Annotated in this window: 20 protein-coding genes; 4 read left to right on the plus strand and 16 right to left on the minus strand. The window is 71.1% G+C overall.

The window, feature by feature from the left end:
• Window positions 1-30: 30 nt before the first annotated feature.
• The 16 genes from ACIBTS_RS34570 to rsmH form a co-directional block, all read right to left on the minus strand.
• Window positions 31-1,293, minus strand: coding sequence for a DivIVA domain-containing protein (locus ACIBTS_RS34570; RefSeq protein WP_399324653.1), 1,263 nt, complete (start codon window positions 1,291-1,293; stop codon window positions 31-33).
• 52 nt (window positions 1,294-1,345) lie between these two features.
• A complete protein-coding gene (locus ACIBTS_RS34575; RefSeq protein ID WP_020129925.1) occupies window positions 1,346-1,630 on the minus strand; it encodes a YggT family protein in 285 nt (94 codons plus the stop codon).
• Between the two features lie 74 nt (window positions 1,631-1,704).
• On the minus strand, window positions 1,705-2,346 hold the full coding sequence (locus tag ACIBTS_RS34580) for a cell division protein SepF (RefSeq protein WP_399324654.1): 642 nt from the start codon (window positions 2,344-2,346) through the stop codon (window positions 1,705-1,707).
• Between the two features lie 128 nt (window positions 2,347-2,474).
• Window positions 2,475-3,194 carry a YggS family pyridoxal phosphate-dependent enzyme gene (locus ACIBTS_RS34585; RefSeq protein WP_319338771.1) on the minus strand — a complete coding sequence of 240 codons (720 nt, stop codon included), beginning with the start codon at window positions 3,192-3,194 and terminating at the stop codon, window positions 2,475-2,477.
• A 6-nt stretch (window positions 3,195-3,200) separates the two neighbouring features.
• Window positions 3,201-3,929: a peptidoglycan editing factor PgeF gene (pgeF, locus tag ACIBTS_RS34590; RefSeq protein WP_399324655.1), complete on the minus strand. Its 729-nt coding sequence runs from the start codon at window positions 3,927-3,929 to the stop codon at window positions 3,201-3,203.
• Window positions 3,926-5,122, minus strand: coding sequence for a cell division protein FtsZ (ftsZ, locus tag ACIBTS_RS34595; RefSeq protein ID WP_099937549.1), 1,197 nt, complete (start codon window positions 5,120-5,122; stop codon window positions 3,926-3,928). Before ftsZ ends, pgeF begins: the two co-directional genes overlap by 4 nt.
• A 277-nt stretch (window positions 5,123-5,399) precedes the next feature.
• A complete protein-coding gene (locus ACIBTS_RS34600; protein WP_399324656.1) occupies window positions 5,400-6,194 on the minus strand; it encodes a cell division protein FtsQ/DivIB in 795 nt (264 codons plus the stop codon).
• Between the two features lie 26 nt (window positions 6,195-6,220).
• A complete protein-coding gene (murG, locus tag ACIBTS_RS34605) occupies window positions 6,221-7,318 on the minus strand; it encodes an undecaprenyldiphospho-muramoylpentapeptide beta-N-acetylglucosaminyltransferase (protein WP_079662916.1) in 1,098 nt (365 codons plus the stop codon).
• A gap of 6 nt (window positions 7,319-7,324) precedes the next feature.
• Window positions 7,325-8,698, minus strand: coding sequence for a putative lipid II flippase FtsW (gene ftsW, locus ACIBTS_RS34610; protein WP_079662915.1), 1,374 nt, complete (start codon window positions 8,696-8,698; stop codon window positions 7,325-7,327).
• Between the two features lie 108 nt (window positions 8,699-8,806).
• Window positions 8,807-10,225, minus strand: a complete 1,419-nt coding sequence (gene murD, locus ACIBTS_RS34615; RefSeq protein WP_399324657.1) for a UDP-N-acetylmuramoyl-L-alanine--D-glutamate ligase — start codon at window positions 10,223-10,225, stop codon at window positions 8,807-8,809.
• Window positions 10,207-11,280: a phospho-N-acetylmuramoyl-pentapeptide-transferase gene (gene mraY / locus ACIBTS_RS34620; RefSeq protein WP_079662913.1), complete on the minus strand. Its 1,074-nt coding sequence runs from the start codon at window positions 11,278-11,280 to the stop codon at window positions 10,207-10,209. The genes murD and mraY overlap by 19 nt, the downstream gene beginning before the upstream one ends.
• Window positions 11,277-12,692, minus strand: coding sequence for a UDP-N-acetylmuramoyl-tripeptide--D-alanyl-D-alanine ligase (gene murF, locus ACIBTS_RS34625; protein WP_099937546.1), 1,416 nt, complete (start codon window positions 12,690-12,692; stop codon window positions 11,277-11,279). The genes mraY and murF overlap by 4 nt, the downstream gene beginning before the upstream one ends.
• 4 nt (window positions 12,693-12,696) lie before the next feature.
• Window positions 12,697-14,367, minus strand: a complete 1,671-nt coding sequence (locus ACIBTS_RS34630; protein WP_399324658.1) for a UDP-N-acetylmuramoyl-L-alanyl-D-glutamate--2,6-diaminopimelate ligase — start codon at window positions 14,365-14,367, stop codon at window positions 12,697-12,699.
• Window positions 14,368-14,447: 80 nt separating this feature from the next.
• Window positions 14,448-16,415, minus strand: coding sequence for a peptidoglycan D,D-transpeptidase FtsI family protein (locus ACIBTS_RS34635; protein ID WP_399324659.1), 1,968 nt, complete (start codon window positions 16,413-16,415; stop codon window positions 14,448-14,450).
• A 5-nt stretch (window positions 16,416-16,420) separates the two neighbouring features.
• Window positions 16,421-16,954, minus strand: a complete 534-nt coding sequence (locus ACIBTS_RS34640) for a septum formation initiator family protein (RefSeq protein ID WP_399324660.1) — start codon at window positions 16,952-16,954, stop codon at window positions 16,421-16,423.
• Between the two features lie 44 nt (window positions 16,955-16,998).
• Complete coding sequence (gene rsmH, locus ACIBTS_RS34645) at window positions 16,999-17,955, minus strand: 16S rRNA (cytosine(1402)-N(4))-methyltransferase RsmH (RefSeq protein ID WP_399324661.1); 957 nt, start codon at window positions 17,953-17,955, stop codon at window positions 16,999-17,001.
• Between the two features lie 214 nt (window positions 17,956-18,169).
• Between rsmH and ACIBTS_RS34650 the strand changes: the two genes are divergently transcribed.
• The 4 genes from ACIBTS_RS34650 (at window position 18,170) to ACIBTS_RS34665 (ending at window position 23,916) form a co-directional block, all read left to right on the plus strand.
• Entirely contained in the window at window positions 18,170-18,778 is a 609-nt protein-coding gene (locus tag ACIBTS_RS34650; protein WP_079662907.1) for a carbonic anhydrase, read from the plus strand.
• 229 nt (window positions 18,779-19,007) lie between these two features.
• Window positions 19,008-20,042 (plus strand): AAA family ATPase, encoded by a 1,035-nt coding sequence (locus tag ACIBTS_RS34655; protein ID WP_399324662.1) that lies wholly within the window; start codon window positions 19,008-19,010, stop codon window positions 20,040-20,042.
• Complete coding sequence (locus ACIBTS_RS34660; RefSeq protein ID WP_399324663.1) at window positions 20,042-21,421, plus strand: DUF58 domain-containing protein; 1,380 nt, start codon at window positions 20,042-20,044, stop codon at window positions 21,419-21,421. The genes ACIBTS_RS34655 and ACIBTS_RS34660 overlap by 1 nt, the downstream gene beginning before the upstream one ends.
• Complete coding sequence (locus ACIBTS_RS34665) at window positions 21,418-23,916, plus strand: DUF3488 and DUF4129 domain-containing transglutaminase family protein (RefSeq protein WP_399324664.1); 2,499 nt, start codon at window positions 21,418-21,420, stop codon at window positions 23,914-23,916. Before ACIBTS_RS34660 ends, ACIBTS_RS34665 begins: the two co-directional genes overlap by 4 nt.
• The last annotated feature ends 179 nt before the right edge of the window (window positions 23,917-24,095 follow it).

The following is a 24,095-nucleotide window of genomic DNA, read 5'->3' on the forward strand; positions in this document are numbered from 1 at the left end:
CTGCCGACGCCTAAGGCGTACTACTGGCCGTCAGTTGTCGTCCTCGTCGATGAGGAAGCCGCGCATCGGCGAGGGAGCCTGGCCCATCGGGGAGGGGCCCTGCGGCCGCACCGGCGCCATCGGCTGCGTCATGGCCGGGGACATCTGCTGCTGGCCGCCGTAGGACGGAGCGGCCGGGCTCGGCGCGCCCATGCCCGGGTTGCCGCCGTAGGACGGGGCGCTCGCGCCGGCCGGAGCCATCGAGGGCGCCGGGGACGGCGGCAGGGAGGCCGTGGCCGGAGTGCGCGGCGGGGCGAGCGAGTCGTCCGCCTGGGTCTCCAGCTGACGCAGCTGCGACTCGAGGTAGGACTTCAGCCGCGTGCGGTACTCGCGCTCGAAGCCACGCAGGTCCTCGACCTTGCGCTCCAGCGTCGCGCGGGCGGACTCCAGGGAGCCCATGGCGACGCGGTGCTTCTCCTGGGCGTCCCGCTCCAGGGCGTCGGCCTTGGCACGGGCGTCACGCTCGAGACCCTCGGCACGCGAACGCGCCTCACCGACGATCTTGTTGGCTTCGGAGCGGGCCTCGGCGATCGCCTGGTCGGCGGTCTGCTGAGCCAGCGAGAGGACACGGGCGGCGCTGTCGCCACCGGGGCCCTGACCGGGGCCGCCCATAGGACCGCCCATGGGGCCGCCCATCGGACCACCCATCTGCTGCTGCATGGGGGGCTGGCCGCCCATCGGACCCTGACCCATGGGGCCCTGGCCCATCGGACCCTGGCCCATCGGACCGGGACCCTGGGGACCGCCCTGACCACCGCCGGGACCGGCGGGCAGCTGCGGGGCACCGCTCGGCAGCTGGGGCGGGCCACCCATGGGGCCACCCATCTGCTGCTGCGGCGGGCCCGATATGCCGGCGGGCACCGGGCCGCCGGGACCTCGCATGCCCTGCTGCGGCATCCCCTGCTGGGGCATGCCCTGCTGCGGCATGCCCTGCTGCTGCATACCGCCCTGCTGCATGCCGCCCTGCTGCATACCGCCTTGCTGCATGCCCTGCTGCGGCATGCCACCTTGCTGCTGCATGCCGCCCTGCTGCTGGTCCTGCTCCGGAGGCTTGCGCATGTTCTGCTGGTTCTGGGCAGCAGCACGCGTCGCCGCGGCCAGTTTGGCGCGCAGGTCCTCGTTCTCCCGGAGCAGGCGGGTCAGTTCGGCTTCGACCTCGTCGAGGAAGGCATCGACCTCGTCCTCGTCATAGCCTTCTCGGAGGCGGACGGTCGTGAACTGCTTGTTCCGCACGTCCTCGGGGGTCAACGGCATCTCTTCACCTCAACGTAGTCGTCGGCATCGGCAAGACGGTAGTTCACATCGCTCACAGCCGGCTCACGATCGAGATCAGGATGTAGACGATGATCATCAGTACGAAGAAGGACAGGTCGAGCGCCACGCCCCCGAGACGCAACGGCGGGATTACCCGCCGCAGAAGCTTGAGCGGTGGATCGGTGACAGTGTAGGTGGCCTCCAGAACGACCACCATCGCCTTGCCGGGCTGCCATGAGCGGGCGAACTGGAAGACGTAGTCCATGACCAACCGGAAGATGAGCACGATGAGGAAGACCATCAGCGCGATGTAGACGACATCCAGGACCACGCTCATGTTCGGTGCTTCCCTCTCCCCTGTTCCGTGCTGCTGATCTGTACTGCTCTGTACTGCTTTTCCGGTCTTGCGTCTCAGCTCTGGTTGAAGAACCCGCCCTCTGCGATGCGGGCCTTGTCCTCCGCCGTGACATCGACGTTAGCAGGCGACAACAGGAACACCTTCTGCGTCACCCGCTCGATGCTGCCGTGAAGACCAAACACCAAACCGGCCGCAAAGTCGACAAGTCGCTTCGCGTCTGTGTCATCCATCTCAGTCAGATTCATGATCACCGGGGTGCCCTCACGGAAGTGTTCCCCGATGGTACGGGCCTCGTTGTAGGTCCGGGGGTGAAGCGTGGTGATCCGGTACGGCTCTCGTTCCGACACGACCTTGGGCATGATCACCGGTGCGTTCTTCTCCAGGGACTGACGTTCTTGTGTGATGGATGCCACGGGCGCGATCCGCGCCGGACGCCCGGATTCCGCGGCGAGCGAAGCCGACCGGGCCACCGGCTCACGGGGGGCGGGCGGCTGTACGGTTCGCACCTCTTCGTCCCTTTGGGACGGATGTGCACTGTGGGACTGGTGGGCCGGCTCGTGCCGCCGGTGGTCCCGCTCGGGCTCGGGATCGAGCTCGGGTTCGAAGTCGTCGTCGGGATCGAATCCCCGGCCGTCGTACCCATCGTCCTCCACGAGGCCGAGGTAGACCGCCATCTTGCGCATCGCGCCGGCCATGCTCTGAGTCCTCCGCTCTGTGGTGGATCGACTTTCGACTGCCAAGTCCCGCGATCCACGTGGCCGTTATACCCGCCTTTCGGCGGTAATGACCATATTTTCTGCTGTGGTCCGACTTCCTGGCGACGTTACCCGAGCCTGGGGCGGACTCCGAGTACCGCGGTGCCTACGCGTACATGTGTCGCTCCGGCCGCCACGGCCTCCTCGAGGTCCGCACTCATCCCTGCCGACACCATGTTCGCAGCCGGATGGGCTCGGCGCAGGTCAGTCGACAAATCCATCAACCGCCCGAACGCCGCTCGTTGGCGCCCCGCGTACTCCCCGGTCAGGGGTGCGACGGTCATCAGTCCGTCGAGTCGCAGCCCCGGGGAGCCGGCGACCAGAGCGGCCAGCTCCTCGACGCCGCCGGGGGCCACGCCACCCCGCTCACCCCGCTCGCTGTCCCCGGCATCGAGGGCCACCTGGATCAGGCAGCCCACCTCGCGCGCGGCGCGCACGGCCTCCTTCGACAGGGCCGTCACCAGCCTGGCGCGGTCGACCGACTGCACGACATCCGCGTAACCGACCACGGATCGCACCTTATTGGTCTGCAACTGGCCGACGAAGTGCCACTGAAGGGGCAGGTCCGAGCAGTCGGCGGCCTTGGGCGCCGCGTCCTGGTCCTTGTTCTCGGCGACATGGCGCACGCCGAGTTCCGACAGGATCCGCACATCGCTCGCCGGGTAGGTCTTGGTGACCACGATCAGGGTCACCTCCTCCCGCCCCCGCCCGGCGGCCGCGCACGCGGCGGCGATGCGCTCCTCCACCTTCGCCAGATTTCCGGCGAGTTCATCCTTACGGTCCGTCATGTCCGATCAGTCCAGCCAGACATATCCCGCGAGTCGCCCCGTGGTGCGATCGCGGCGGTACGAGAAGTGGTCCTCCGACTCCCGGGTGCACACCGGCGACCGCTCCCGGTCGTGCACTCCGAGCCGGTCGAGCTGCGCGTGCACCCCGGCGGTGACGTCGACGGCGGGCGTGCCCCAGCTTGTCTCGGCGTGCGCCGCAGGCTCCACGGCGGCCACCTCGACGCGCATCGTCTCCGGCACCTCGTAGCACCGGCCGCAGACGGCGGGGCCGGTGCGGGCGACGATCCGGGCTGGGTCGGCGCCGAGCCGCACCATGGTCCGTACGGTTTCGGGGACGATCCCGGCGACCATGCCGGGCCGGCCCGCGTGGGCCGCGCCGACCACTTGGGCGACCGGGTCGGCCAGCAGGACCGGCACGCAGTCGGCGGTGAGCACGGCGAGAGCGACTCCCCGTCCGAACGTCACCAGTCCGTCGACCTGCGGCACGTTCCGCACATTCCACGGGCCGTCGACCTCGGCCACCTCGCTGCCGTGCACCTGGTTCATCCAGACGACCAGGCCCGGGTCGAGTCCCAGCGTCTTGGCGGCGAGCTCGCGGTTGGCGCGTACGGCCTCGGCGTCGTCGCCCACCGCTCCGCCGAGGTTGAGCTCCGCATACGGAGCGGCGCTCACCCCGCCCCACCGGTCGGTGAAGGCGAAGTGCGCGCCGCTCACGCTCTCGCGCTGTCCTATCACTTCAGGAAGTCCGGGACGTCCAGTTCCTCGGCGGCGCTGTCCGAGTAGGTCCGCGACGGCGGCACCGGCGGGGAGACCGGGAGGTCGGCCACCGGCTCGGGCGCCGGCTCCGGCTCCTCCTTGGGCGTCACGCTGCCGAGCGAGCCGAAGGACGGGCGGCTCTCGGGCTGCCGTACCGGAGTGGGCTCGTCGCGGCGGGCCGAGGCCGACGAGGAGCCCATGACGGTCTCCCGGCGGGCCGGGGGCTGGCCCCCGTCGAAGCCGGCCGCGATGACGGTGACCCGGACCTCGTCGCCCAGCGCGTCGTCGATGACCGCGCCGAAGATGATGTTGGCCTCGGGGTGGGCGGCCTCGCTGACCAGCTGGGCGGCCTCGTTGATCTCGAACAGGCCGAGGTCGGAGCCGCCGGAGATGGAGAGCAGGACGCCCCGGGCGCCGTCGATGGAGGCCTCCAGGAGCGGCGAGGAGATCGCCATCTCGGCGGCGGCCACCGCGCGGTCGTCGCCGCGGGCCGAGCCGATGCCCATGAGGGCCGAACCCGCCTCGGACATGACCGACTTGACGTCGGCGAAGTCGAGGTTGATCAGACCGGGGGTGGTGATCAGGTCGGTGATGCCCTGGACGCCGGAGAGCAGGACCTGGTCGGCCGACTTGAAGGCGTCCAGGACCGAGACCTGGCGGTCCGAGATGGACAGCAGCCGGTCGTTGGGGATGACGATGAGGGTGTCGACCTCTTCGCGGAGTTCGGCGATGCCGTCCTCGGCCTGGTTGGCGCGGCGCCGGCCCTCGAAGGTGAACGGGCGGGTGACCACGCCGATGGTGAGGGCGCCCAGGGAGCGGGCGATGTTGGCCACGACGGGCGCGCCGCCGGTGCCGGTGCCGCCGCCTTCACCGGCCGTCACGAAGACCATGTCGGCCCCCTTGAGGACCTCCTCGATCTCCTCGCGGTGGTCCTCGGCGGCCTTGCGGCCGACGGCCGGGTTGGCGCCGGCGCCGAGTCCGCGGGTCAGTTCGCGGCCGACGTCGAGTTTGACGTCGGCGTCGCTCATCAACAGCGCCTGCGCGTCGGTGTTGATGGCGATGAACTCGACGCCCTTGAGACCGACCTCGATCATCCGGTTGATGGCATTGACACCACCGCCGCCGACACCGATGACTTTGATGACTGCGAGGTAGTTCTGCGGTGCTGCCACGTCGAAGGCCTCTCGCCTCGAGTTACGTGTCGTCGCCTCACAGGTGATGCGATCCGACGACTGATGCCGAATGGGACGGTCCGTTTCGCCGACCCGAACCCTAACGCTGAAGTTTAGGGTTACCAGTGTGTCTGTTCCTTGAAGTCTTCTGAACAGGACACTAAGTCGACAAGTGGCGCCCGTTCAACGAACACGCCGAACCTCCCGTTTTTCTTTTCACCCTATGTGATCAGCCGTGTCGCTGCCCAACCAGGGTGCTGGCCTGCGCGGATGTGCGTCAACTCCCCGATGACGCAGGGGCGGTGGGAGCACTGACATCGAAGTGCCGTGCGGCCGGGGCGGCTTTCATGAGAGCGGTGAGTGCACGGCCCTTCGCGGCGCCCTTCTCGGCACTGCCCCACGCGACCGTGCGGCCGCCGCCCAACTCCAGCGAGATGTCGTCGTAGGAACGGACCTTGACCAGCCGGGTCTCCCGCGTGACGGCGGCCGGAAGGGAGCCGGCGGCCTTCACCGCCTCCCGTACCAGTCGGTCCTCGCCGAAGCGGCGCAGGCTCGCGGCGACCGACCGTGAGGAGGAAACGGCCATTTCGAGAAGCGGAACGCCTTTCGGGGCCTCGGAAACCGTAGCGAAACGGACGCCTTCGTCGTCCACTTCCACGAACTTCGCCCCTTTTCGGACCAGCAGAACCGGCGTACGCTCGGTCACTTTCAGGCCGATTCCACGGGGCCAGGAACGAACCACGTCGACCGAGTCGATTCGCGGCAGTTCCGTACGGAGCCGGGTTTCGATCGCATCGGTGTCGACGGAGATCAACGGTGATCCGACCGGCACGTCGGCGGCTTCGCGCACCTGCTGCGGCGTCAGCACACTCGTACCGGAGACCGTGACGCGCTCCACCCGCAGCCACGGCGAGCCGTACAACACCCAGACCGCGCCCGCGCCGAGGAGCACGACGACCAGCGCGAGAACGATGATCATACGAAGTCGGCGTGGCCCCAACCGCCGGACGAGGGGCGGGCCGGACGACTCCTGCTGGCGTGCCCCGCGCTCGGCGGTGGCGGATCCGGCCACGCTCCCTGTCCTTTCGTCACCCGCGCCTATCGGTGTGCACGAGAGGCCGCGATCGCCTCGTACACCATGCCGACGAGCAGGTCGTCGGCGTCCCGGCGACCGAACTCGCTGGCCGCGCGGGACATCTCGTACAGCCGGTGGGGGTCGGCGAGGACGGGCAGGACGGTCTCCCGGACCCACTCGGGGGTCAGTTCCGCGTCGTCGACCAGCAGTCCGCCGCCCGCCTTGACCACCGGCTGGGCGTTCAGCCGCTGTTCGCCGTTGCCGATGGGCAGCGGGACGTAGGCGGCCGGGAGCCCGACGGCGGAGAGTTCGGCGACGGTCATCGCGCCCGCGCGGCAGAGCATCATGTCGGCGGCGGCGTACGCGAGGTCCATCCGGTCCACGTACGGTACCGGGATGTAGGGGGGCATTCCCGGCATCTGCTGTACGTGCGGCAGTTCGTTCTTCGGGCCGACCGCGTGCAGGATCTGGATGCCGGCCTGCTGCAGCCAGGGCGCGACCTGCTGGACCACCTCGTTGAGGCGGCGGGCGCCCTGCGAGCCGCCGGAGACCAGCAGCGTGGGCAGGTTGGGGTCGAGCCCGAACATGTGCCGGGCCTCGGGACGCATGGCGGCGCGGTCCAGGGTGGCGATGGAGCGGCGCAGCGGGATGCCGATGTAGCGGGCGTCCCGGAGCTTGCTGTCGGGCGTGGAGACGGCGACCCGGGCCGCGTAGCGCGAGCCGATCTTGTTGGCCAGGCCGGGGCGGGCGTTGGCCTCGTGCACCACGATCGGCACTCCGAGGCGCTTGGCCGCGAGGTAGCCGGGCAGGGCGACGTAACCGCCGAAGCCGACGACGGCGTCCGCCCGAGTGCGCTCCAGGATCTGCTCGGCGGCCTTGATCGTGCCGCGCAGCCGGCCCGGGACGGTGATCAGCTCGGGGGTGGGCTTACGCGGCAGCGGCACGGCGGGGATCAGCGCGAGCTCGTAGCCGCGCTGCGGAACGAGCGTGGTCTCCAGGCCGCGCTCCGTGCCCAGGGCCGTGATCCCCACCGAGGGGTCCTGCCTGCGCAGGGCGTCCGCGAGGGCGAGCGCGGGCTCGATGTGGCCGGCGGTCCCCCCACCAGCGAGTACGACATGCACCGAAATTCACCGCTCTCCGGACGGGCGCGCCGCCGAGGCACGCCGTCGCATCGTGTTCCATCTCCGGGAGACTCCGGCCGGCCTTTTGGACCGGGCAGAGCCCCCCGCCCCCCGTTTTCTACCAAAACGGGGTTGTCGCATCGCAAGCGACGCCCGCGCAGCGGGCTCGTCGCGTGCGAAGGCGATCAGCAACCCGATGGCGAACATGGTCGGCAGCAGGGCGGAACCCCCGTAGGAGAACAGCGGGAGCGGGACGCCGGCGATCGGCAGCAGGCCGAGCACCGCACCGATGTTGATCACCGCCTGAGCGGTGATCCAGGTGGTCACGCCTCCCGCGGCATACCTCACGAAGGGGTCCTCCGTGCGTCCGGCCACGCGGATACCCGCATAGCCTAGAGCCGCGAACAGGGCGAGCACCGACAGCGTCCCCGCCAGGCCCAGTTCCTCACCGGTGACGGCGAAGATGAAGTCGGTGTGCGCTTCGGGGAGTTGTCCCCATTTCTCCACACTCGCGCCGAGCCCGGAGCCGAAGATCCCGCCCGAGGCCAGGGCGTAGATCCCGTGCACGGCCTGCCAGCAGGCGTCGCCCGGCCCGGGGTCGGTCGCGCCGATGCACTGCAGTCGGGCCATGCGGTTCGGGCTGGTCCTGATGAGGATCACGCCGAGGGTGGCGGCGATCGACAGCACCCCGACGAAGAGCCGGGTGGGCGCCCCCGCCAGCCACAACAGGCCGAACAGGATCGCCGTGAGGATGATCGCCGTGCCCATGTCGCCGCCGAGCATGATCAGGCCGAGCAGCATGAACGCGACCGGCACGAGGGGCACCAGCATGTGCTTCCACTGCGTGAGCAGCTTCTTGTCCTGTTTGCGGGCGAGCAGGTCGGCGCCCCACAGCACCAGCGCGAGCTTGCCGAACTCGCTGGGCTGGATCTGAAAGGAGCCGCCGAGCGAGATCCAGTTCTGGTTGCCGTTGACCGACATCCCTATCCCCGGCACCTGCACCAGGGCCATCAGGAAGACGGCCCCGGCGAGGATCGGGTAGGCCAGCGCCCGGTGCAGCTTCACCGGCATCCGGGAGGCGACCAGCAGCAGCACGGCCCCGATGGCGGCGGCCAGGAACTGTTTGCGGAAGAAGAACGATCCCGGCAACGACATCTGCAGCGCGGTGATCTGGGAGGCAGAGTAGACCATCACCAGGCCCAGCACGGTGATCAACAGGCTGCCGCCGAAGATCAGGTAGTACGCGGTCAGCGGCCGGTCCCAGGCCCTTTGGGCGCGCGTGTACAGCCGGCGCAGGGGGTTGTCGCGGCGCGGCCGGGAGACGGCGGGTCTGCGGACGGTCCGCTGGACGGGCGGACGCCCGGTACGGCTACCGGGCATCCGCTGCTCCGCTGTGCGCGGCGCGGGCGCTGTACCCGGTCGCTGCGCCGTACGTCGGCCGTGACGGTCCCACGCGTCCCTCCCAAGGTCGCCCGGCAGGCGGCCGGGTCAGGTTCCGAGTTCGCCAACCGCCGATGCGAACGCGTCACCGCGCTGGTTGTAGTTGACGAACATATCCATGGAGGCGCAGGCCGGGGCGAGCAGCACCGTGTCGCCTTCGACTGCGAGGCGCCGGGCCTCCTGGACAGCCGCGAGCATCGCCCCAGTGTCGGTCCGGTCGAGGTCGACGACGGGTACTTCCGGGGCGTGTCGCGCCAGGGCTTCACGGATCAGGGCGCGATCCGCGCCGATGAGCACGACTCCGCGAAGTCGCTTTGCCGACCCCGCGACCAGCTCGTCGAAGGTCGCGCCCTTGGCGAGCCCGCCCGCGATCCAGACGATCGACTCGTACGCGGCCAAGGAGGCTTGTGCCGCGTGCGTGTTGGTGGCCTTGGAGTCGTCGACGTAGGCGACGCCGTCCAGGTCCGCCACGAGGGCGATGCGGTGGGCGTCGGGGGTGAAGGCCCGCAGGCCGTCCCGGACGGCCTTGGGGGGCACCCCGAAGGCACGGGCGAGGGCCGCTGCGGCAAGGGCGTTGGCGATGTTGTGCGGGGCGGGCGGGTTGACGTCGCAGACCTCGGCGAGCTCCTGGGCGTTCTTCTGCCGGTTCTCGACGAAGGCGCGGTCGACCAGGATGCCGTCCACCACGCCGAGTTGGGACGGGGCGGGCGCGCCGAGGGTGAAGCCGACGGCCCGGCAGCCCTCCTCGACGTCCGCCTCGCGCACCAGGTCCTCGGTGGCCTTGTCGGCGACGTTGTAGACGCAGGCGACCCGATTGCCCTCGTAGATACGGCCCTTGTCCTTGGCGTACGCCTCCATGGAGCCGTGCCAGTCGAGGTGGTCGGGGGCGAGGTTGAGGACGGCGGCGGAGTGGGCGCGCAGCGAGGGCGCCCAGTGCAGCTGGTAGCTGGAGAGTTCCACGGCGAGGACGTCGTGGCGCTCCTCGCCGAGGACGGCGTCCAGCAGGGAGACGCCGATGTTGCCGACGGCCGCCGTGCGCAGGCCGGCCGCCTTCAGGATCGACGCCAGCATCTGGGTGGTGGTCGTCTTGCCGTTGGTGCCGGTGACGCACAGCCAGGGAGCCGCGTCGGGTCCCCTGAGCCGCCAGGCCAGTTCGACGTCGCCCCAGACCGGCACACCGGCTTCGCGTGCGGCCGTGAAGAGGGGCTTGTCGGGCTTCCAGCCGGGTGCGGTGACGACGAGTTCGGTGCCTTCGGGCAGGGTGGCCCCGTCGCCGAGGCGCACGGTGACGCCCAGGGCCCGGAGCTCGGCGGCCTGTTCACGCGCGCGTGCGTCGTCGCCGTCGTTGACGACCGTGACGTTCGCGCCGAGCCCGTGCAGCGCCTTGGCCGCCGGGATGCCGGAGACGCCGAGCCCGGCGACGGTGACGTTCTTCCCCTGCCAGTCGGTCACTTGTCCGCTGCCCATCCCGCGTAGAAGAGGCCCAGTCCGACGATCACACAGATGCCCTGGATGATCCAGAAGCGGACCACCACCAGGACCTCGGACCAGCCCTTGAGTTCGAAGTGGTGCTGGAGTGGCGCCATCCGGAAGACGCGCTTGCCGGTGAGCTTGAAGGAGCCGACCTGGATGACCACCGACATGGTGATCAGCACGAACAGGCCGCCGAGGAGGGCGATCAGCAGCTCGGTGCGGGAGCAGATCGCCAGGCCCGCGAGGACGCCGCCGAGCGCCAGCGAACCGGTGTCGCCCATGAAGATCTTGGCCGGCGACGTGTTCCACCACAGGAAGCCGAGGCAGGCACCCATCAGCGCGGAGGCGATGACCGCGAGGTCCAGCGGGTCGCGCACCTCGTAACAGGCACTGGGGTTGGTCAGCGTCTCGCCGTTGGCGCAGGACTCCTGGAACTGCCAGACGCCGATGAATGTGTACGCGCCGAAGACGAGGACGGAGGCGCCGGTGGCGAGGCCGTCCAGACCGTCCGTCAGGTTCACGCCGTTGGACATCGCCAGGATCATGAACAGCGCCCAGACGACGAACAGCACCGGGCCGATCGTCCAGCCGAAGTCCGTGATGAACGACAGCTTGGTGGAGGCGGGCGTGTTGCCCCGGTTGTCGGAGAACTGCAGCGACAGCACCGCGAAGGCGATGCCGACGATCAGCTGGCCGGCCATCTTCGCCTTGGCCCGCAGACCCAGCGAACGCCGCTTGACGATCTTGATGTAGTCGTCGAGGAAGCCGACCAGGCCCATGCCGCACATCAGGCCCAGCACCAGCAGACCCGAGTAGGTCGGCGGCTTGCCCGTGATCACCTTGGACAGGAAGTACGCGGCGACCGTCGCGAGGATGAAGGCGATACCGCCCATGGTCGGCGTACCGCGCTTGCTGGCGTGCTCGCGCGGGCCGTCGTCGCGGATGTACTGGCCGTAGCCCTTGCGCGCCAGCAGCTTGATCAGCAGTGGCGTGCCGACCAGCGTCAGGAAGAGGCCGATCACCCCCGCGAACAGGATCTGATTCATCATCGGGCGGCGACCTCACCCTCGGCGCCGGTCGCGAGCAGCGCCTGCGCGACGCTCTCGAGGCCGACCGAACGGGACGCCTTCACGAGCACGACGTCCCCCGGGCGCAACTCGCTGCGCAACAGGTCGACCGCCGCCTGTGCGTCGGACACGTGCACCGACTCCTCACCCCACGAACCCTCGTTATATGCGCCCAGTTGCAGCCAGGAGGCTTCCCTGCCCCCGACCGCGACGAGCTTGCCGACATTGAGCCGGACGGCGAGCCGTCCGACCGCGTCGTGCTCGGCGAGCGCCTCGTCCCCGAGCTCGGCCATCTTGCCGAGCACCGCCCAGGTCCGCCGCCCCCTGCCCATGGCCGCCAGCGCGCGCAGAGCGGCTCGCATGGACTCGGGGTTCGCGTTGTAGGCGTCGTTGACGATCGTCACGCCGTCCGGGCGCTCGGTGACCTCCATCCGCCAGCGGGAGAGGGAGCCCGCCTCGGAGAGTGCGGTGGCGATCTCTTCCACGGACATGCCCAGCTCATGGGCGACGGCGGCCGCGGCGAGCGCGTTCGACACGTGGTGCTCACCGTACAGGCGCATGGTCACATCGCTGCACCCGGAGGGTGTGCGAAGGCTGAAGACGGGCTGTCCGCTGTCCGTGAGTCGCACGTTCTCGGCGCGTACGTCCGCTTCGCCGGACTCTCCGAAAAGGACCACCTTCGCCTGCGTACGGGAGGCCATGGCCCGGACCAACGGGTCGTCGGCGTTGAGGATCGCCGTGCCGCCCTCGCTCGCCGGCGGGAGGCTCTCGACGAGCTCGCCCTTTGCCTGTGCGATCTGTTCGCGGCCGCCGAACTCGCCGATGTGGGCGGTGCCGACGTTGAGGACGAGGCCGACCTTCGGGGGCGTCAGATCGGCGAGGTAGCGGATGTGGCCGATGCCGCGGGCGCCCATCTCCAGCACGAGGAACTTCGTCTCCTCGGTGGCGGACAGGGCGGTCAGCGGGAGCCCGATCTCGTTGTTGAGCGAGCCCGGCGTGAAGACGGTCGGCGCCTTGCGCCGCAGGACCTGGGCGATGAGGTCCTTGGTGCTGGTCTTGCCGGCCGAGCCGGTGAGCGCGACGAGCGTCGTGCCCAGCTTGTGCACGACGTGCCGGGCGAGGGCGCCGAGCGCCGCCTGGACGTCGTCCACGACGATCGCGGGGACGCCGACGGGCCGCGAGGCCAGTACGGCCGCCGCGCCCGCCTCGACGACCGCGGCCGCGTAGTCGTGGCCGTCCACGTGTTCGCCGACGAAGGCGACGAAGAGGCTGCCGGGCTCCACCTCGCGGGAGTCCCGGACGACAGGTCCGGTGACCTGCGCGGACGGATCCGGTATGTCGTGCGTCTGCCCGCCGACGACTGCTGCGATCTCGGCGAGGGAGAGGGCGATCACAAGTTCATCCCTGGGTCTGCTGGATAGCTTCGCGAAGCACCTGACGGTCGTCGAACGGACGGACGACGCCGGCGATGTCCTGGCCCTGCTCATGGCCCTTGCCCGCGACCAGCACGGTGTCCCCGGCGTGCGCGCGGGCGACGACTGCGGCGATCGCCGCGGCCCGGTCCTCGAACAGCAGCACCTCGCCGCGCTCGTGCGCGGGCACGGACGCCGCGCCCTCGAGCATGGCCGCGAGGATCGCGAGGGGGTCCTCGGAGCGGGGGTTGTCGGAGGTCAGCACGGCGGTGTCGGCGAGCCGTGCGACGGCGGCGCCCATCGGGGCGCGCTTGCTGCGGTCCCGGTCGCCGCCGCAGCCGAGGACGACGTGCAGCCGGCCCTTGGTGACCTTGCGCAGCGCCTTCAGGACCGACTCGACGGCGTCCGTCTTGTGGGCGTAGTCGACGACCGCGAGGTAGTCCTGACCGGCGTCCACGCGCTCCAGGCGGCCCGGCACGCCCGGCACGGCGGCGACGCCGTCGGCGGCGGTCTGCGGGTCGAGGCCGGCCACCGCGAGGGAGACGATCGCGGCGAGCGTGTTCGCCACGTTGAAGGAGCCCGGCAGCGGCGACCTGGCCGCGACCCGCACACCCTCGGGGCCGACGACGGTGAACGTCGAGTCCATCGGGCCGATCTCGACGTCCACGGCGCGCCAGTCGGCGTCGGGGTGGCCCTCGGCGGAGAAGGTGACGACGGGGACCTCGGCCTCCTGGACCAGCCGGCGGCCGTACTCGTCGTCGAAGTTGACCACGCCGAGTTTGCTGCGTTTCCGGGTGAACAGCTGTGCCTTGGCCTGGAAGTAGTCCTCCATGCCGGAGTGGAACTCCATGTGCTCCGGGCTGAGGTTGTTGAAGACGGCGATGTCGAAGACGCAGCCGTCGACCCGGCCGAGGACCAGCGCGTGGCTGGAGACCTCCATCGCGACCGCCTCGACACCGCGCTCGCGCATGACGGCGAACAGGGCCTGGAGGTCGGTGGCTTCGGGGGTGGTGCGCTCGGACTTGATGCGCTCGTCGCCGATGCGCATCTCGACGGTGCCGATGAGCCCGGTGGATCTGACGGACTTCAGGCCGCCCTCGACGAGGTAGGCGGTGGTGGTCTTGCCCGAGGTGCCGGTGATGCCGATCTGCAGCAGGTCGCGGCCGGGGTGGCCGTAGATGGTGGCCGCCAGTTCGCCCATCCGCCCGCGCGGGTCGTCGACCACCAGGACCGGCAGGCCGGTCGCGGCGGCGCGCTCGGCGCCGGTGGGGTCGGTCAGGACGGCGACCGCGCCGAGGCCCGCGGCCTGCGTGACGAAGTCGGCGCCGTGCAGACGGGCGCCCGGGAGGGCGGCGTACACGTCACCGGGGCGGACCGCGCGCGAGTCGTGGGTGATGCCCGTGACCTCGGCGGCGACCCTCTCCGGCTGCTCGACATCCAGCTGATCGGCGAGTTCCGCGAGGGGTGTGGCGGAGACCTGGGCCGGCCTGGGCGGTCCCGGATACGTCACGGAAGCGCCCTTCTGGGTGGTTTGGGACTGATCAGCGTGTGGCACGGCGGTGAGCGTACCGGGCGCACCGCCCTGCGGGCGAAGCGAGGGCGCACGGGGCGCCGCGGGCGGTGCGTGGTTCCCGGGGTCGGGAGTGATCATGGTCACGGATCGGTTCCTGGCTTGTTCGGCGCTGAACAGTGGCGGGCGGGCGTCGGAAGCGGGCGGGGAACAAAAGGTGCGGACGGTCAGGGAGTGAAGGAGACCGGGAGGTTCGCGGCCTTCGCGCCGGTCGGCGGGACCTGCAGGGTCTTCAGAGCGAACTCCATGACCTGCTTGAAGACGGGACCGCAGATCTGGCCGCCGAAGTAACTGCCCTTGGTGGCGTTCTGGATGGCGCAGTACACGGTGACCCGGGGGCTGTCGGCGGGCGCGAACCCGGCGAACGACGACGTGTAGCCCTTGTAGGTGCCGGTGGCCGGATCCACGCGGTTGGCGGTACCGGTCTTGCCCGCAACGCGGTAGCCGGGGATGCGCGCCTTGGCGCCGGTGCCCTGTTCGTCGTCCACGACCGACTCCAGCATCTGGGCGAGGGTCTTCGCCGTCTTCTGGCTGACGACACGGGATGTGGCGGGTGCCTCGGCGGGGGTGAAACGGCCGTCCGGTCCCTTGGTGCCGCGCACCAGGGTGGGTTCGACGCGCACGCCGCCGTTGGCGATCGTCGAGTACACGGAGGCCGCCTGGAGCGCGCTCAGGGACATGCCCTGGCCGAAGGGAATCGTGTACTGCTGCGAGGTCGACCACGCGGCGGGCGCGGCGAGAATCCCCTTGGTCTCGCCGGGGAAGCCGAGCCCGGTGGGGCCGCCGATGCCGAACTTGCGCAGGTAGGAGTAGAGGACGCGGTTGGCCTCGGCCTGCGTCCTGCCGAGCTGTCCGGTGGCCAGGATGGTGCCGATGTTGCTGGACTTGGCGAGCACGCCGTTGAGGGTGAGGTACCAGGTGGGGTGGTCGATGTCGTCCTGGAAGAGCCGGTCGCCGCGGTGCAGCCGGTTGGGCACCGTGACGTGCGTCAACGGCGTCGCCGCGTTCTCCTCCAGCACCGCGGCCATCGACATGACCTTGGCGGTGGAGCCGGGCTCGTAGGCGTCCTGGACGGCGGCGTTGCCCAGGTCCGTGGCGTGGGCCTGGGCAAGGTCGTTGGGGTCGAAGCCGGGCGAGTTGGCCATGGCGAGGATCTGGCCGGTGCGGGTGTCCTGGACGATGACGTAGCCGCGGTCCGCCGCGGACTCCTTCACCTGCTCGGTGATGGCGTTCTGCGCGGCCCACTGGATGTCCCGGTCGATCGTCAGCTCGACGGCGGATCCGGGCACCGCGGGGGTCTCGGTGGAGCCCGCGGTGGGCACCTGCCGCCCACCGGACTGGGCGTAGCGGATCTTGCCGTCCTGGCCGGCCAGGGTCGCGTTCAGCTGCTGCTCGATGCCGCCGCCGCCCTTGCCGTCGGCGTTGACCCAGCCCAGTATCCCGGCGGCGAGCTCACCGTTGGGGTACACGCGCTTGGTGCTGGGGACGGCGAGGACTCCCGCGAGGACGTTGACCGTGGAGCTGTCCGTCTCCGCCTTCGTGGCGAGCGCCGACTTCAGATCCTTGATCTGCTTCCAGACCTGCGGGGTCTGCCGGCCGGCGAGCATCGTGTACCGCGCGGTCGGGTCCTTGGGCCGCAGCTTCCGCACGAGCGCGGACTGCTCCTGGCCGAGGATCGGCGCGAGGAGCGCGGCCGCCTGCTCGGGGCCGTCGCCGACCTTCAGCTGCTTGCGGCTGAACATCGTGGGGTCGGCCGTGATGTCGTACGCGTCCTCGCTGGTCGCGAAGGAGATGCCGCTGCGGTCGGTGATCTCGCCGCGCTCGGCGGGCAGCACCCGGCCGATGTACCGGTTCTGCTCGGCCTTGGCGGTGTAGGTGCTCGCGTCGACGGCCTGCACCTGGAGCAGGCGGACGATGAAGGCGAGCAGGACCAGGGCGAGCGCGAGGCCCACCATGCGCAGCCGGGGGCGGGGGCTGCCGAGCCGCAGCACGCGCGCGGGCGCGGGGCGGGGGCCGGGGGCGGTCGGACGGCGGACCGGGCGGGCGCCGGGGCCCGGGCGCCGCTGGGCGGAGGCGGGGCGGGCGGGCCGGGCGGGGCCGGGCACGCGCCGGCGCGGCGGTTCCCTGTCGGACACTTCCGTCACCTGCCGGGGGTCTCGGGGGCGGCTGCGGTCGGGGCGGTGCTCAGGGCCGGAGGATCGCTCGGCGCGGAGGTGGTGGGGGTCGTGGGGGACGGCGACGCGATCGTCTGGGAGAGCGTGATGGCCTCCGGCGGCCGTACGACGGCCGGAGCGTCCTGCGCGGACTGCTGGGCGGCGGCCGAGGGGACGCCCTTCACGGTGCCATCGGGGTTCAGGAAGGCCGGGTCCCCGCCGGGGACCATGCCGAGTTCGCGTGCGCGGCGCTGGAGGGCGTCCGGGGCGGAGTAGGAGTCGATGTCCCGCTGGAGCGCCTGCTCCTCGTCGGTGAGGCTCTTGGTGTCCTTCTGGAGGTCGTCCTTCTTGAACGAGCCCTCGCTGAGCGCGGAGTTCATCACGAGCAGTCCGATGAGGCCGCCGCCGAGGAGGAGCACGACGAGGAGGACGAACGGAGTGCGGGCCGCCTGCTGCGGGCCGGCCGGGAAGAGCCGCGCGAGCCGGGCGGCCCTCCCCTTCAGTTCGGGTTTCCTGTTCACACGCCCACCCCCGGGTGGAATTGCGGACCCTCGGCTCACGCCCGTCATTCGATGGACTCCCTGATTCGCTCGGCCCCGCGCAGTCGCGCCGGGGCGGCGCGCCGGTTCTCGGCGACCTCTTCCTCGGTGGGAAGTTCGGCACCACGGGTGAGCAGCTTGAGCCGGGGCTGGTAGCGCTCGGGCACGACGGGCAGCCCGGGCGGCGCGGTGTTGGCGGCGCCGGCCGCGAACACCTGCTTGACCAGCCGGTCTTCGAGCGAGTGGTACGACAGGACGGCGATCCGGCCGCCCACGTCGAGTGCCTGCACGGCGGCCGGGATCGCCCGCTCCAGGACGGAGAGTTCGCCGTTGACCTCGATGCGCAGCGCCTGGAAGGTGCGCTTGGCGGGGTTGCCGCCGGTGCGCTTGGCGGCCTGCGGCAGCGCGCCCCGGATCAGCTCCACGAGGCGCGCGCTGTTGGTGAACGGCTCCTTGTCGCGCTCGCGCACGATCGCGGAGACGATCCGCTTGGCCTGCTTCTCCTCGCCGTACGCCCGCAGGATCCGGACGAGTTCGCCGGGCGGGTAGGTGTTGAGGACCTCGGCGGCGCTGATGCCGGTCGTCTGGTCCATGCGCATGTCGAGCGGGGCGTCCTGGGCGTAGGCGAAGCCGCGGTCGGCCTCGTCGAGCTGCATCGAGGAGACGCCGAGGTCGAACAGGACGCCCTGCACGCGCGCGAGACCGAGCCGGTCCAGGACGTTGGGGAGTTCGTCGTAGACCGCGTGCACGAGGGTGGCGCGCTCGCCGAAGGGGGCGAGGCGCTCACCGGACAGGCGCAGCGCCTCCTTGTCGCGGTCGAGGGCGACGAGCCGGGCCTCGGGGAACTGCGTCAGCAGGGCCTCGCTGTGGCCGCCCAGACCGAGCGTGCAGTCGACGACCACCGCTCCCGGCCGCTGCAGGGCGGGGGCCAACAGGTCCAGGCACCGCTGGAGCATCACCGGGACATGTCGACTCTGGCTCAAGGGGCCCTCTCAGATCCGGCGGGGGATACGCACCACCGGTCCCCGCCCTCCGGTGAGGGGAAGGCCTGCCGGCGCGGGTTGGAATCCAGCGATGAGATCGCCAAAGAGATGGCCGCCTCCCGCTTCGCGCCACTTTAGTCCACGGTGTCTCGCGGTCAATCAACCGGCCTGCGCGTCGCCGAACGGGGGTGGCCTACCTCACAAAACACGCGTGATGACGCTCTTTTTCCCTTCTCACAGCAGGCCCGCACGGCGTGTGACCAGTAACGTCATGGTTATGACGACTTCCGCATCCGTACCCGCAGAGTCCGAAAGCGCCATACGCGGCGGCACCGTGACCGACCGGCTCGTCGACGCGAACGGGCGGTACGCCGCCGCCTTCACCGATCCCGGCATGGACGCCCGTCCCGTCCTGCACGTGGCCGTCGTGGCCTGCATGGACGCCCGGCTCGACCTGCACGCCGCGCTGGGCCTGGAGCTCGGCGACTGCCACACCATCCGCAACGCGGGCGGTGTGGTCACCGACGACGTGATCCGCTCACTCACCATCAGTCAGCGCAAGTTGGGTACCCGCAGCGTCGTACTGATCCATCACACCGGCTGCGGTCTGGAGGCGATCACCGAGGAGTTCCGTACCGAGCTGGAGATGGAGGTCGGTCAGCGTCCGGCCTGGGCCGTGGAGGCCTTCCGGGACGTCGACCAGGACGTCCGGCAGTCGATGCAGCGGGTGCGCACCTCGCCGTTCCTGATGCACACCGACGACGTGCGGGGCTTCGTGTTCGACGTGAAGACGGGCCTGTTGCGCGAGATCGACCCCTCGTGACCGCTGTCATTTCGCTGTTGATTTCCGCCCCTCGGGCACCCAAACGGCCATAACACCGACATATCACGGACAGTTGTCCACAGGCGAGTGACACGAATCGGTAACGGCAGCAAGAATGCGGGTGTGACGCCACGCTGAGCACTTTGCGAACGGCGTCCGTGATTCGGGGTGGGCCGGTTTGCCGCACAGAGCGTCGGCCCGGAGAAAGTTTTGGGCCGAGGAGGGCCGGGTGACGACCTATGACGAGCGAGCGAGCCTTACAGATCTGACCGCCACTGTGGAGCGTGTCCGCAGTTCGGTGGAGGGAGTGATCGAGGGCAAGCCCGAGGTCGTACGGCTTTCGCTGACCGTGCTCCTCGCCGAGGGGCATCTGCTGATCGAGGACGTGCCGGGCGTCGGCAAGACGATGCTGGCCAAGGCGCTGGCGAAGTCCATCGACTGCTCGGTGCGCCGTATCCAGTTCACGCCCGACCTGCTGCCCTCGGACATCACCGGTGTCTCCATCTGGGACCAGCAGCGCCGGGACTTCGAGTTCAAGCCGGGCGCGATCTTCTCGCAGATCGTGATCGGCGACGAGATCAACCGCGCCTCGCCCAAGACACAGTCGGCGCTCCTGGAGTCGCTGGAGGAGCGCCAGGTCACCATCGACGGGACGACGTACGAGCTGCCCAGCCCGTTCATGGTGGTGGCCACGCAGAACCCGGTCGAGATGGAGGGCACCTACCCGCTGCCCGAGGCGCAGCGCGACCGCTTCATGGCCCGCGTCTCCATCGGCTACCCGAGCCCCGAGGCCGAGCTGCAGATGCTCGACGTGCACGGCGGGGTCAACCCCCTGGACGATCTCCAGCCGGTCGCCCACGCGCACGAGATCGTGAAGCTGATCGACGCCGTTCGCGGCGTCCACGTCGCCGACTCGGTCCGCCGTTACGCGGTCGACCTGGTCACGGCCACGCGCACCCATCCCGACCTCAGACTCGGCGCCTCCCCGCGCGCGACGCTGCATCTGGTGCGCGCCGCCAAGGCGACCGCCGCCCTCAGCGGCCGGGACTACGCGCTGCCGGACGACGTCCAGAACCTCGCCGTGGCCGTCCTGGCCCACCGTCTGCTGCCCACCGCGCAGGCCCAGCTGAACCGCCGCACGGCCGAGCAGGTCGTCGAGGAGATCATCCAGCGCACCCCGGTGCCGGCCACCCCCCAGCAGCAGGGGTACGGGCTGGGCCACGGCACACAGGCGTACGGCCAGCAGCAGCCGCGGAGGCTGTGATGACCACCGGGGGGACCGGACAGCCCTCGACCGGCCGCGGCGAGGGCTTGAAGAGCGGCGCGCGGACGGCCCTGGCTGGGCTGACCACCCGCGGCCGCTCCTTCCTGGCCGCCGGCATCGCGGCTGCCATCTGCGCCTATGTGCTGGGACAGCCCGACCTGCTGCGGGTCGGGATGCTGCTGGCCGCGCTGCCGCTGATCTGCGCGGCCGTCGTCTACCGCACCCGCTACCGGGTGGCCGGCAGCCGCCGGCTGTCTCCCGCGCGCGTGCCCGCCGGCAGCGAGGCCCGCGTCCATCTGCGGATGGACAACGTCTCGCGGCTGCCCACCGGCCTGCTGATGCTCCAGGACCGGGTGCCGTACGTACTCGGCCCGCGCCCCCGCTTCGTCCTGGACCGGGTGGAGGCGGGCGGCCGCCGCGAGGTGTCCTACCGGGTCCGCTCCGACCTGCGCGGCCGCTACCCGCTGGGCCCGCTCCAGCTGCGGTTGAACGACCCGTTCGGCATGTGCGAACTGACCCGCTCCTTCTCGACGTACGACACGCTGACGGTGATCCCGCGCGTCGAGGCGCTGTCGCCGGTCCGGCTGACCGGCGAGGCCAAGGGTTACGGCGACGGGCGGCAGCGCTCGCTGGCGCTGGCCGGCGAGGACGACGTGATCCCGCGCGGCTACCGCTACGGCGACGACCTGCGCCGCGTGCACTGGCGCCTCACCGCGCGCTACGGCGAGCTGATGGTGCGCCGCGAGGAACAGCCCCAGCGATCGCGCTGCACGGTGCTCCTGGACACCCGGGGCCTGGCCTATCAGGGCGCGGGCCCGGACTCGGCCTTCGAGTGGGCGGTCTCGGGCGCCGCGTCCGTGCTGGTGCACATGTTGGAGCGGGGCTTCTCGGTGCGGCTGTTGACGGACACGGGCAACTCGGTGCCCGGCGAGGGCGCCGACGGGTTCGCCGGGGCGAACCAGGAGTCGGCGGACGCGGCCGGGCTGATGATGGACACCCTCGCGGTGGTCGACCACTCCGACGGCACGGGCCTGTCCCGGGCGTACGACGTGCTGCGCGGCGGCAACGAGGGGCTGTTGGTGGCGTTCCTCGGCGATCTCGACGAGGAGGAGGCGGCGGTGGCCGCGAAGATGCGCCAGCGCAGCGGAAGCGCGGTCGCCTTCCTCCTGGACGGCGACAGCTGGGTGCGTGAACCGAACGGCGGGCCCGATCCGATGAACAGGCAGGAGGAGCGGCTGCGGATGCTGCGCGAGGCGGGCTGGACGGCCCTGAGCGTGCCGCGGGGCGCTTCGCTGAACGAGCTGTGGCGCCAGGCGGACCGCGACCGGGCGGGCGTGATGACGGCGGGCGCGGCGAGCGGCGGGGAGGCAAGCGCATGAGCGGGCGGGCTCGACTGACGCTGTGCTCCGCGGCGGCGACGCTGTTGGCCTCGTGCGCCCTGCTGCCCCTGGTGGAGCCGGCGACGTGGCTCCTGCAGGCGGCGTTCCTGCTGGCGATCCAGTCCGGGGTGGGCGCGGTGACCCGGCGGGTGCCGTTGGCCCGGCCGCTGACCGTGGCCGCCCAGGCCCTGGTCACGCTGGTGCTGCTGACGCTGGTCTTCGCCCGGGAGCACGCCCTCGCCGGTGTGGTCCCCGTCCCGGAGACCTTCCGGTACTTCGGCGACCTGCTCCAGACGGGCGCCGACGACGTGGGGCGGTACGCGATCCCGGCCCCGTTGTCCGACGGCATCCGGCTGATGGTGATCGGCGGGGTACTGGTCATCGGCCTGGCGGTGGACACCCTCGCGGTGACGTTCCGCAACGCGGCGCCGGCGGGGCTGCCGCTGCTGGCGCTGTACTCGGTCGCCGCGGGGCTGTCCGCCGGGGCGGCCGACTGGCTGTGGTTCCTGGTCGCCGCCGCCGGCTATCTGATGCTGCTGCTCGCCGAGGGCCGGGAGCGGCTCTCGCAGTGGGGGAGGGTCTTCGGCGGGGCTCCGCACGCCGCGGGCGCGCAGCCCGGGCCGGTGGCCCCGGTGCGCACCGGCCGGCGCATCGGCATGGCCGCGCTGGGTGTCGCCCTGGTGGTGCCGCTGTTGCCGCTGCCGGCGATCCAGGGCGGTCTGCTCGACGGAGCGGGCACGGGCGTCGGCGCGGGCAACGGCAGCGGGGGCACGATCTCCGCGGTGAACCCGCTGGTGTCGCTGCGCGACAGCCTGAACATGGACGAGGACCGCACGGTCCTGACCCTGAACACCGACACCGGCAACATCTCGGACCTGTACCTGCGGATCGTGTCCCTGGACGACTTCGACGGCACCACGTGGAAGCCGGCGAAGCGCCACATCGTCGCCGTGCCGGACCAGTTCCCCACGCCCGTCGGCCTGGGCCCCGGGGTCAAGCGCGCGCAGTTCACGACCCGGATCGCGGCCGCCTCCGGCTATGCGCAGGACTGGCTGCCGATGCCGTACCCGCCCAGCAGCGTGCTGATCAAGGGCAACTGGCGGTACGAGCCGGTCGGGATGACCCTGGTCGGCGACCACGGCCAGAACACCAGCGGCAAGACGTACCAGGTGACGAGCCTCGACGTGCAGCCGACGGCGCAGCAGCTGGCCTCGGCTCCCGAGGCGCCCGGCTCGATTCGGAAGGACTACACCAAGGTCCCCGACTCCCTGCCGAAGGTGGTGGCGGAGCAGGCAGCTGAGATCACCAAGGGGGCGACGAGCGACTACGAGAAGGCGGTCAAGCTCCAGGACTACTTCGCGGTGACGGGCGGCTTCGAGTACGACACCCAGGTCGAGGTCGGCAGCGGCCCGGGCGCGATCGCCCGCTTCCTGCGGGACAAGCAGGGCTTCTGCGTGCACTTCTCCTTCGCGATGGCCGCGATGGCCCGCACGCTGGGCATACCGGCGCGGGTCGCGGTGGGCTTCGCACCGGGGTCCCCGCAGGCGGACGGCTCGGTGGCGGTGAGCCTGAAGGACGCGCACGCCTGGCCGGAGCTGTATTTCGAGGGCGTGGGCTGGACCCGCTTCGAGCCGACCCCGACCCGGGGCACGACGCCCGCGTACACGCTGCCGGACACCTCGGGCACGACGGTCCCCGACCTGCCGCAGGCCTCGCGTTCGGCGAACGCGGCGCCGTCGGCCCAGCCCTCGGCGAGCACCAGCTGTTCGGCCGAGGACAAGAAGATCGAGGGCTGCGCCGCCGCACTGCCGGTGAACCAGGCGGGACAGGACGACGGCGGTACCCCGTGGTACGAGATCGCCGGCTGGACGCTGCTGGGGGCCGCGGCGCTCGCTCTGCCGCTGCTGCCGATGCTGTGGCGGTTGAGACGGCGTTCGATGCGGCTGGCGTCGGCCCAGCACTCCGCGTCCGCGGCGTCGGGGGCTCCCCCGGGCCGCCGCAGGGACGGCGAGGGCCGGCAGGCGGACGACGCCGGTCCGGCGGTGTTGCTGGACGTGCCGGCGCAGGAAGCCGGTGAGGCGGCCGTCGGGCACGTCCTGGCGGTGTGGCGGGAGCTCACCGACACGGCGTGGGACTTCGGCATCGAGCCGGACGAGGCGCTGACGCCGCGGCGCGCGGCGGCGCGGATCGTCCGGACCGGCGAGCTCGACGACACGGTGGGCCGTGCGGTGCACCGGGTCGCGGGCGCCGTGGAGCAGGTGCTGTACGCCCCGGAGCCGAGGGCCGAGGCCGGGCTGGCCGACGAGGTCCGCAAGGTCCGGGGGGCCCTGCGGGAGAAGGCCGACTGGACCACGCGCGTGCGTGCCGTGGTGGCGCCTCGATCGGCGATCCGCGCGCTCTGGGACCTGAGTGACCGCTGGACGGCCTTCAAGGCGTCCTGGGCGGCCCGTCTGACGGCTCTGGTGCGCAGGCCTTCCGGCCAGCAGAGCGGCTGAGCTCCGGCCGGCAATCAGCTCCGGCCGGCGCTGAGTTCCGGCCGGCACAGCGGCTGCGAACAACGTTGAGGGGGGGGGGGGGGGGGGGGGGGGGGGGGGGGCGGCCCCCGGGGCGGGGGGGGGGGGGGGGGGGGGGGGGGGGGCGGCGGGGGCGGGGGGGGGGCGCCGCGGGGCGCCGC

Source organism: Streptomyces sp. NPDC050121 (genome assembly GCF_044460385.1).
GTDB lineage: Bacteria > Actinomycetota > Actinomycetes > Streptomycetales > Streptomycetaceae > Streptomyces > Streptomyces soliscabiei.

Bases quoted from the DNA above. Each gene is read 5' to 3' on its own strand.
- ACIBTS_RS34570 (WP_399324653.1), bottom strand. From the start codon at position 1,293: ATGCCGTTGACCCCCGAGGACGTGCGGAACAAGCAGTTCACGACCGTC.
- ACIBTS_RS34575 (WP_020129925.1), bottom strand. From the start codon at position 1,630: ATGAGCGTGGTCCTGGATGTCGTCTACATCGCGCTGATGGTCTTCCTC.
- ACIBTS_RS34580 (WP_399324654.1), bottom strand. From the start codon at position 2,346: ATGGCCGGCGCGATGCGCAAGATGGCGGTCTACCTCGGCCTCGTGGAG.
- ACIBTS_RS34585 (WP_319338771.1), bottom strand. From the start codon at position 3,194: ATGACGGACCGTAAGGATGAACTCGCCGGAAATCTGGCGAAGGTGGAG.
- ftsW (WP_079662915.1), bottom strand. From the start codon at position 8,698: ATGCCCGGTAGCCGTACCGGGCGTCCGCCCGTCCAGCGGACCGTCCGC.
- murD (WP_399324657.1), bottom strand. From the start codon at position 10,225: ATGGGCAGCGGACAAGTGACCGACTGGCAGGGGAAGAACGTCACCGTC.
- mraY (WP_079662913.1), bottom strand. From the start codon at position 11,280: ATGATGAATCAGATCCTGTTCGCGGGGGTGATCGGCCTCTTCCTGACG.
- ACIBTS_RS34650 (WP_079662907.1), top strand. From the start codon at position 18,170: ATGACGCTCTTTTTCCCTTCTCACAGCAGGCCCGCACGGCGTGTGACC.
- ACIBTS_RS34660 (WP_399324663.1), top strand. From the start codon at position 20,042: ATGACCACCGGGGGGACCGGACAGCCCTCGACCGGCCGCGGCGAGGGC.
- ACIBTS_RS34665 (WP_399324664.1), top strand. From the start codon at position 21,418: ATGAGCGGGCGGGCTCGACTGACGCTGTGCTCCGCGGCGGCGACGCTG.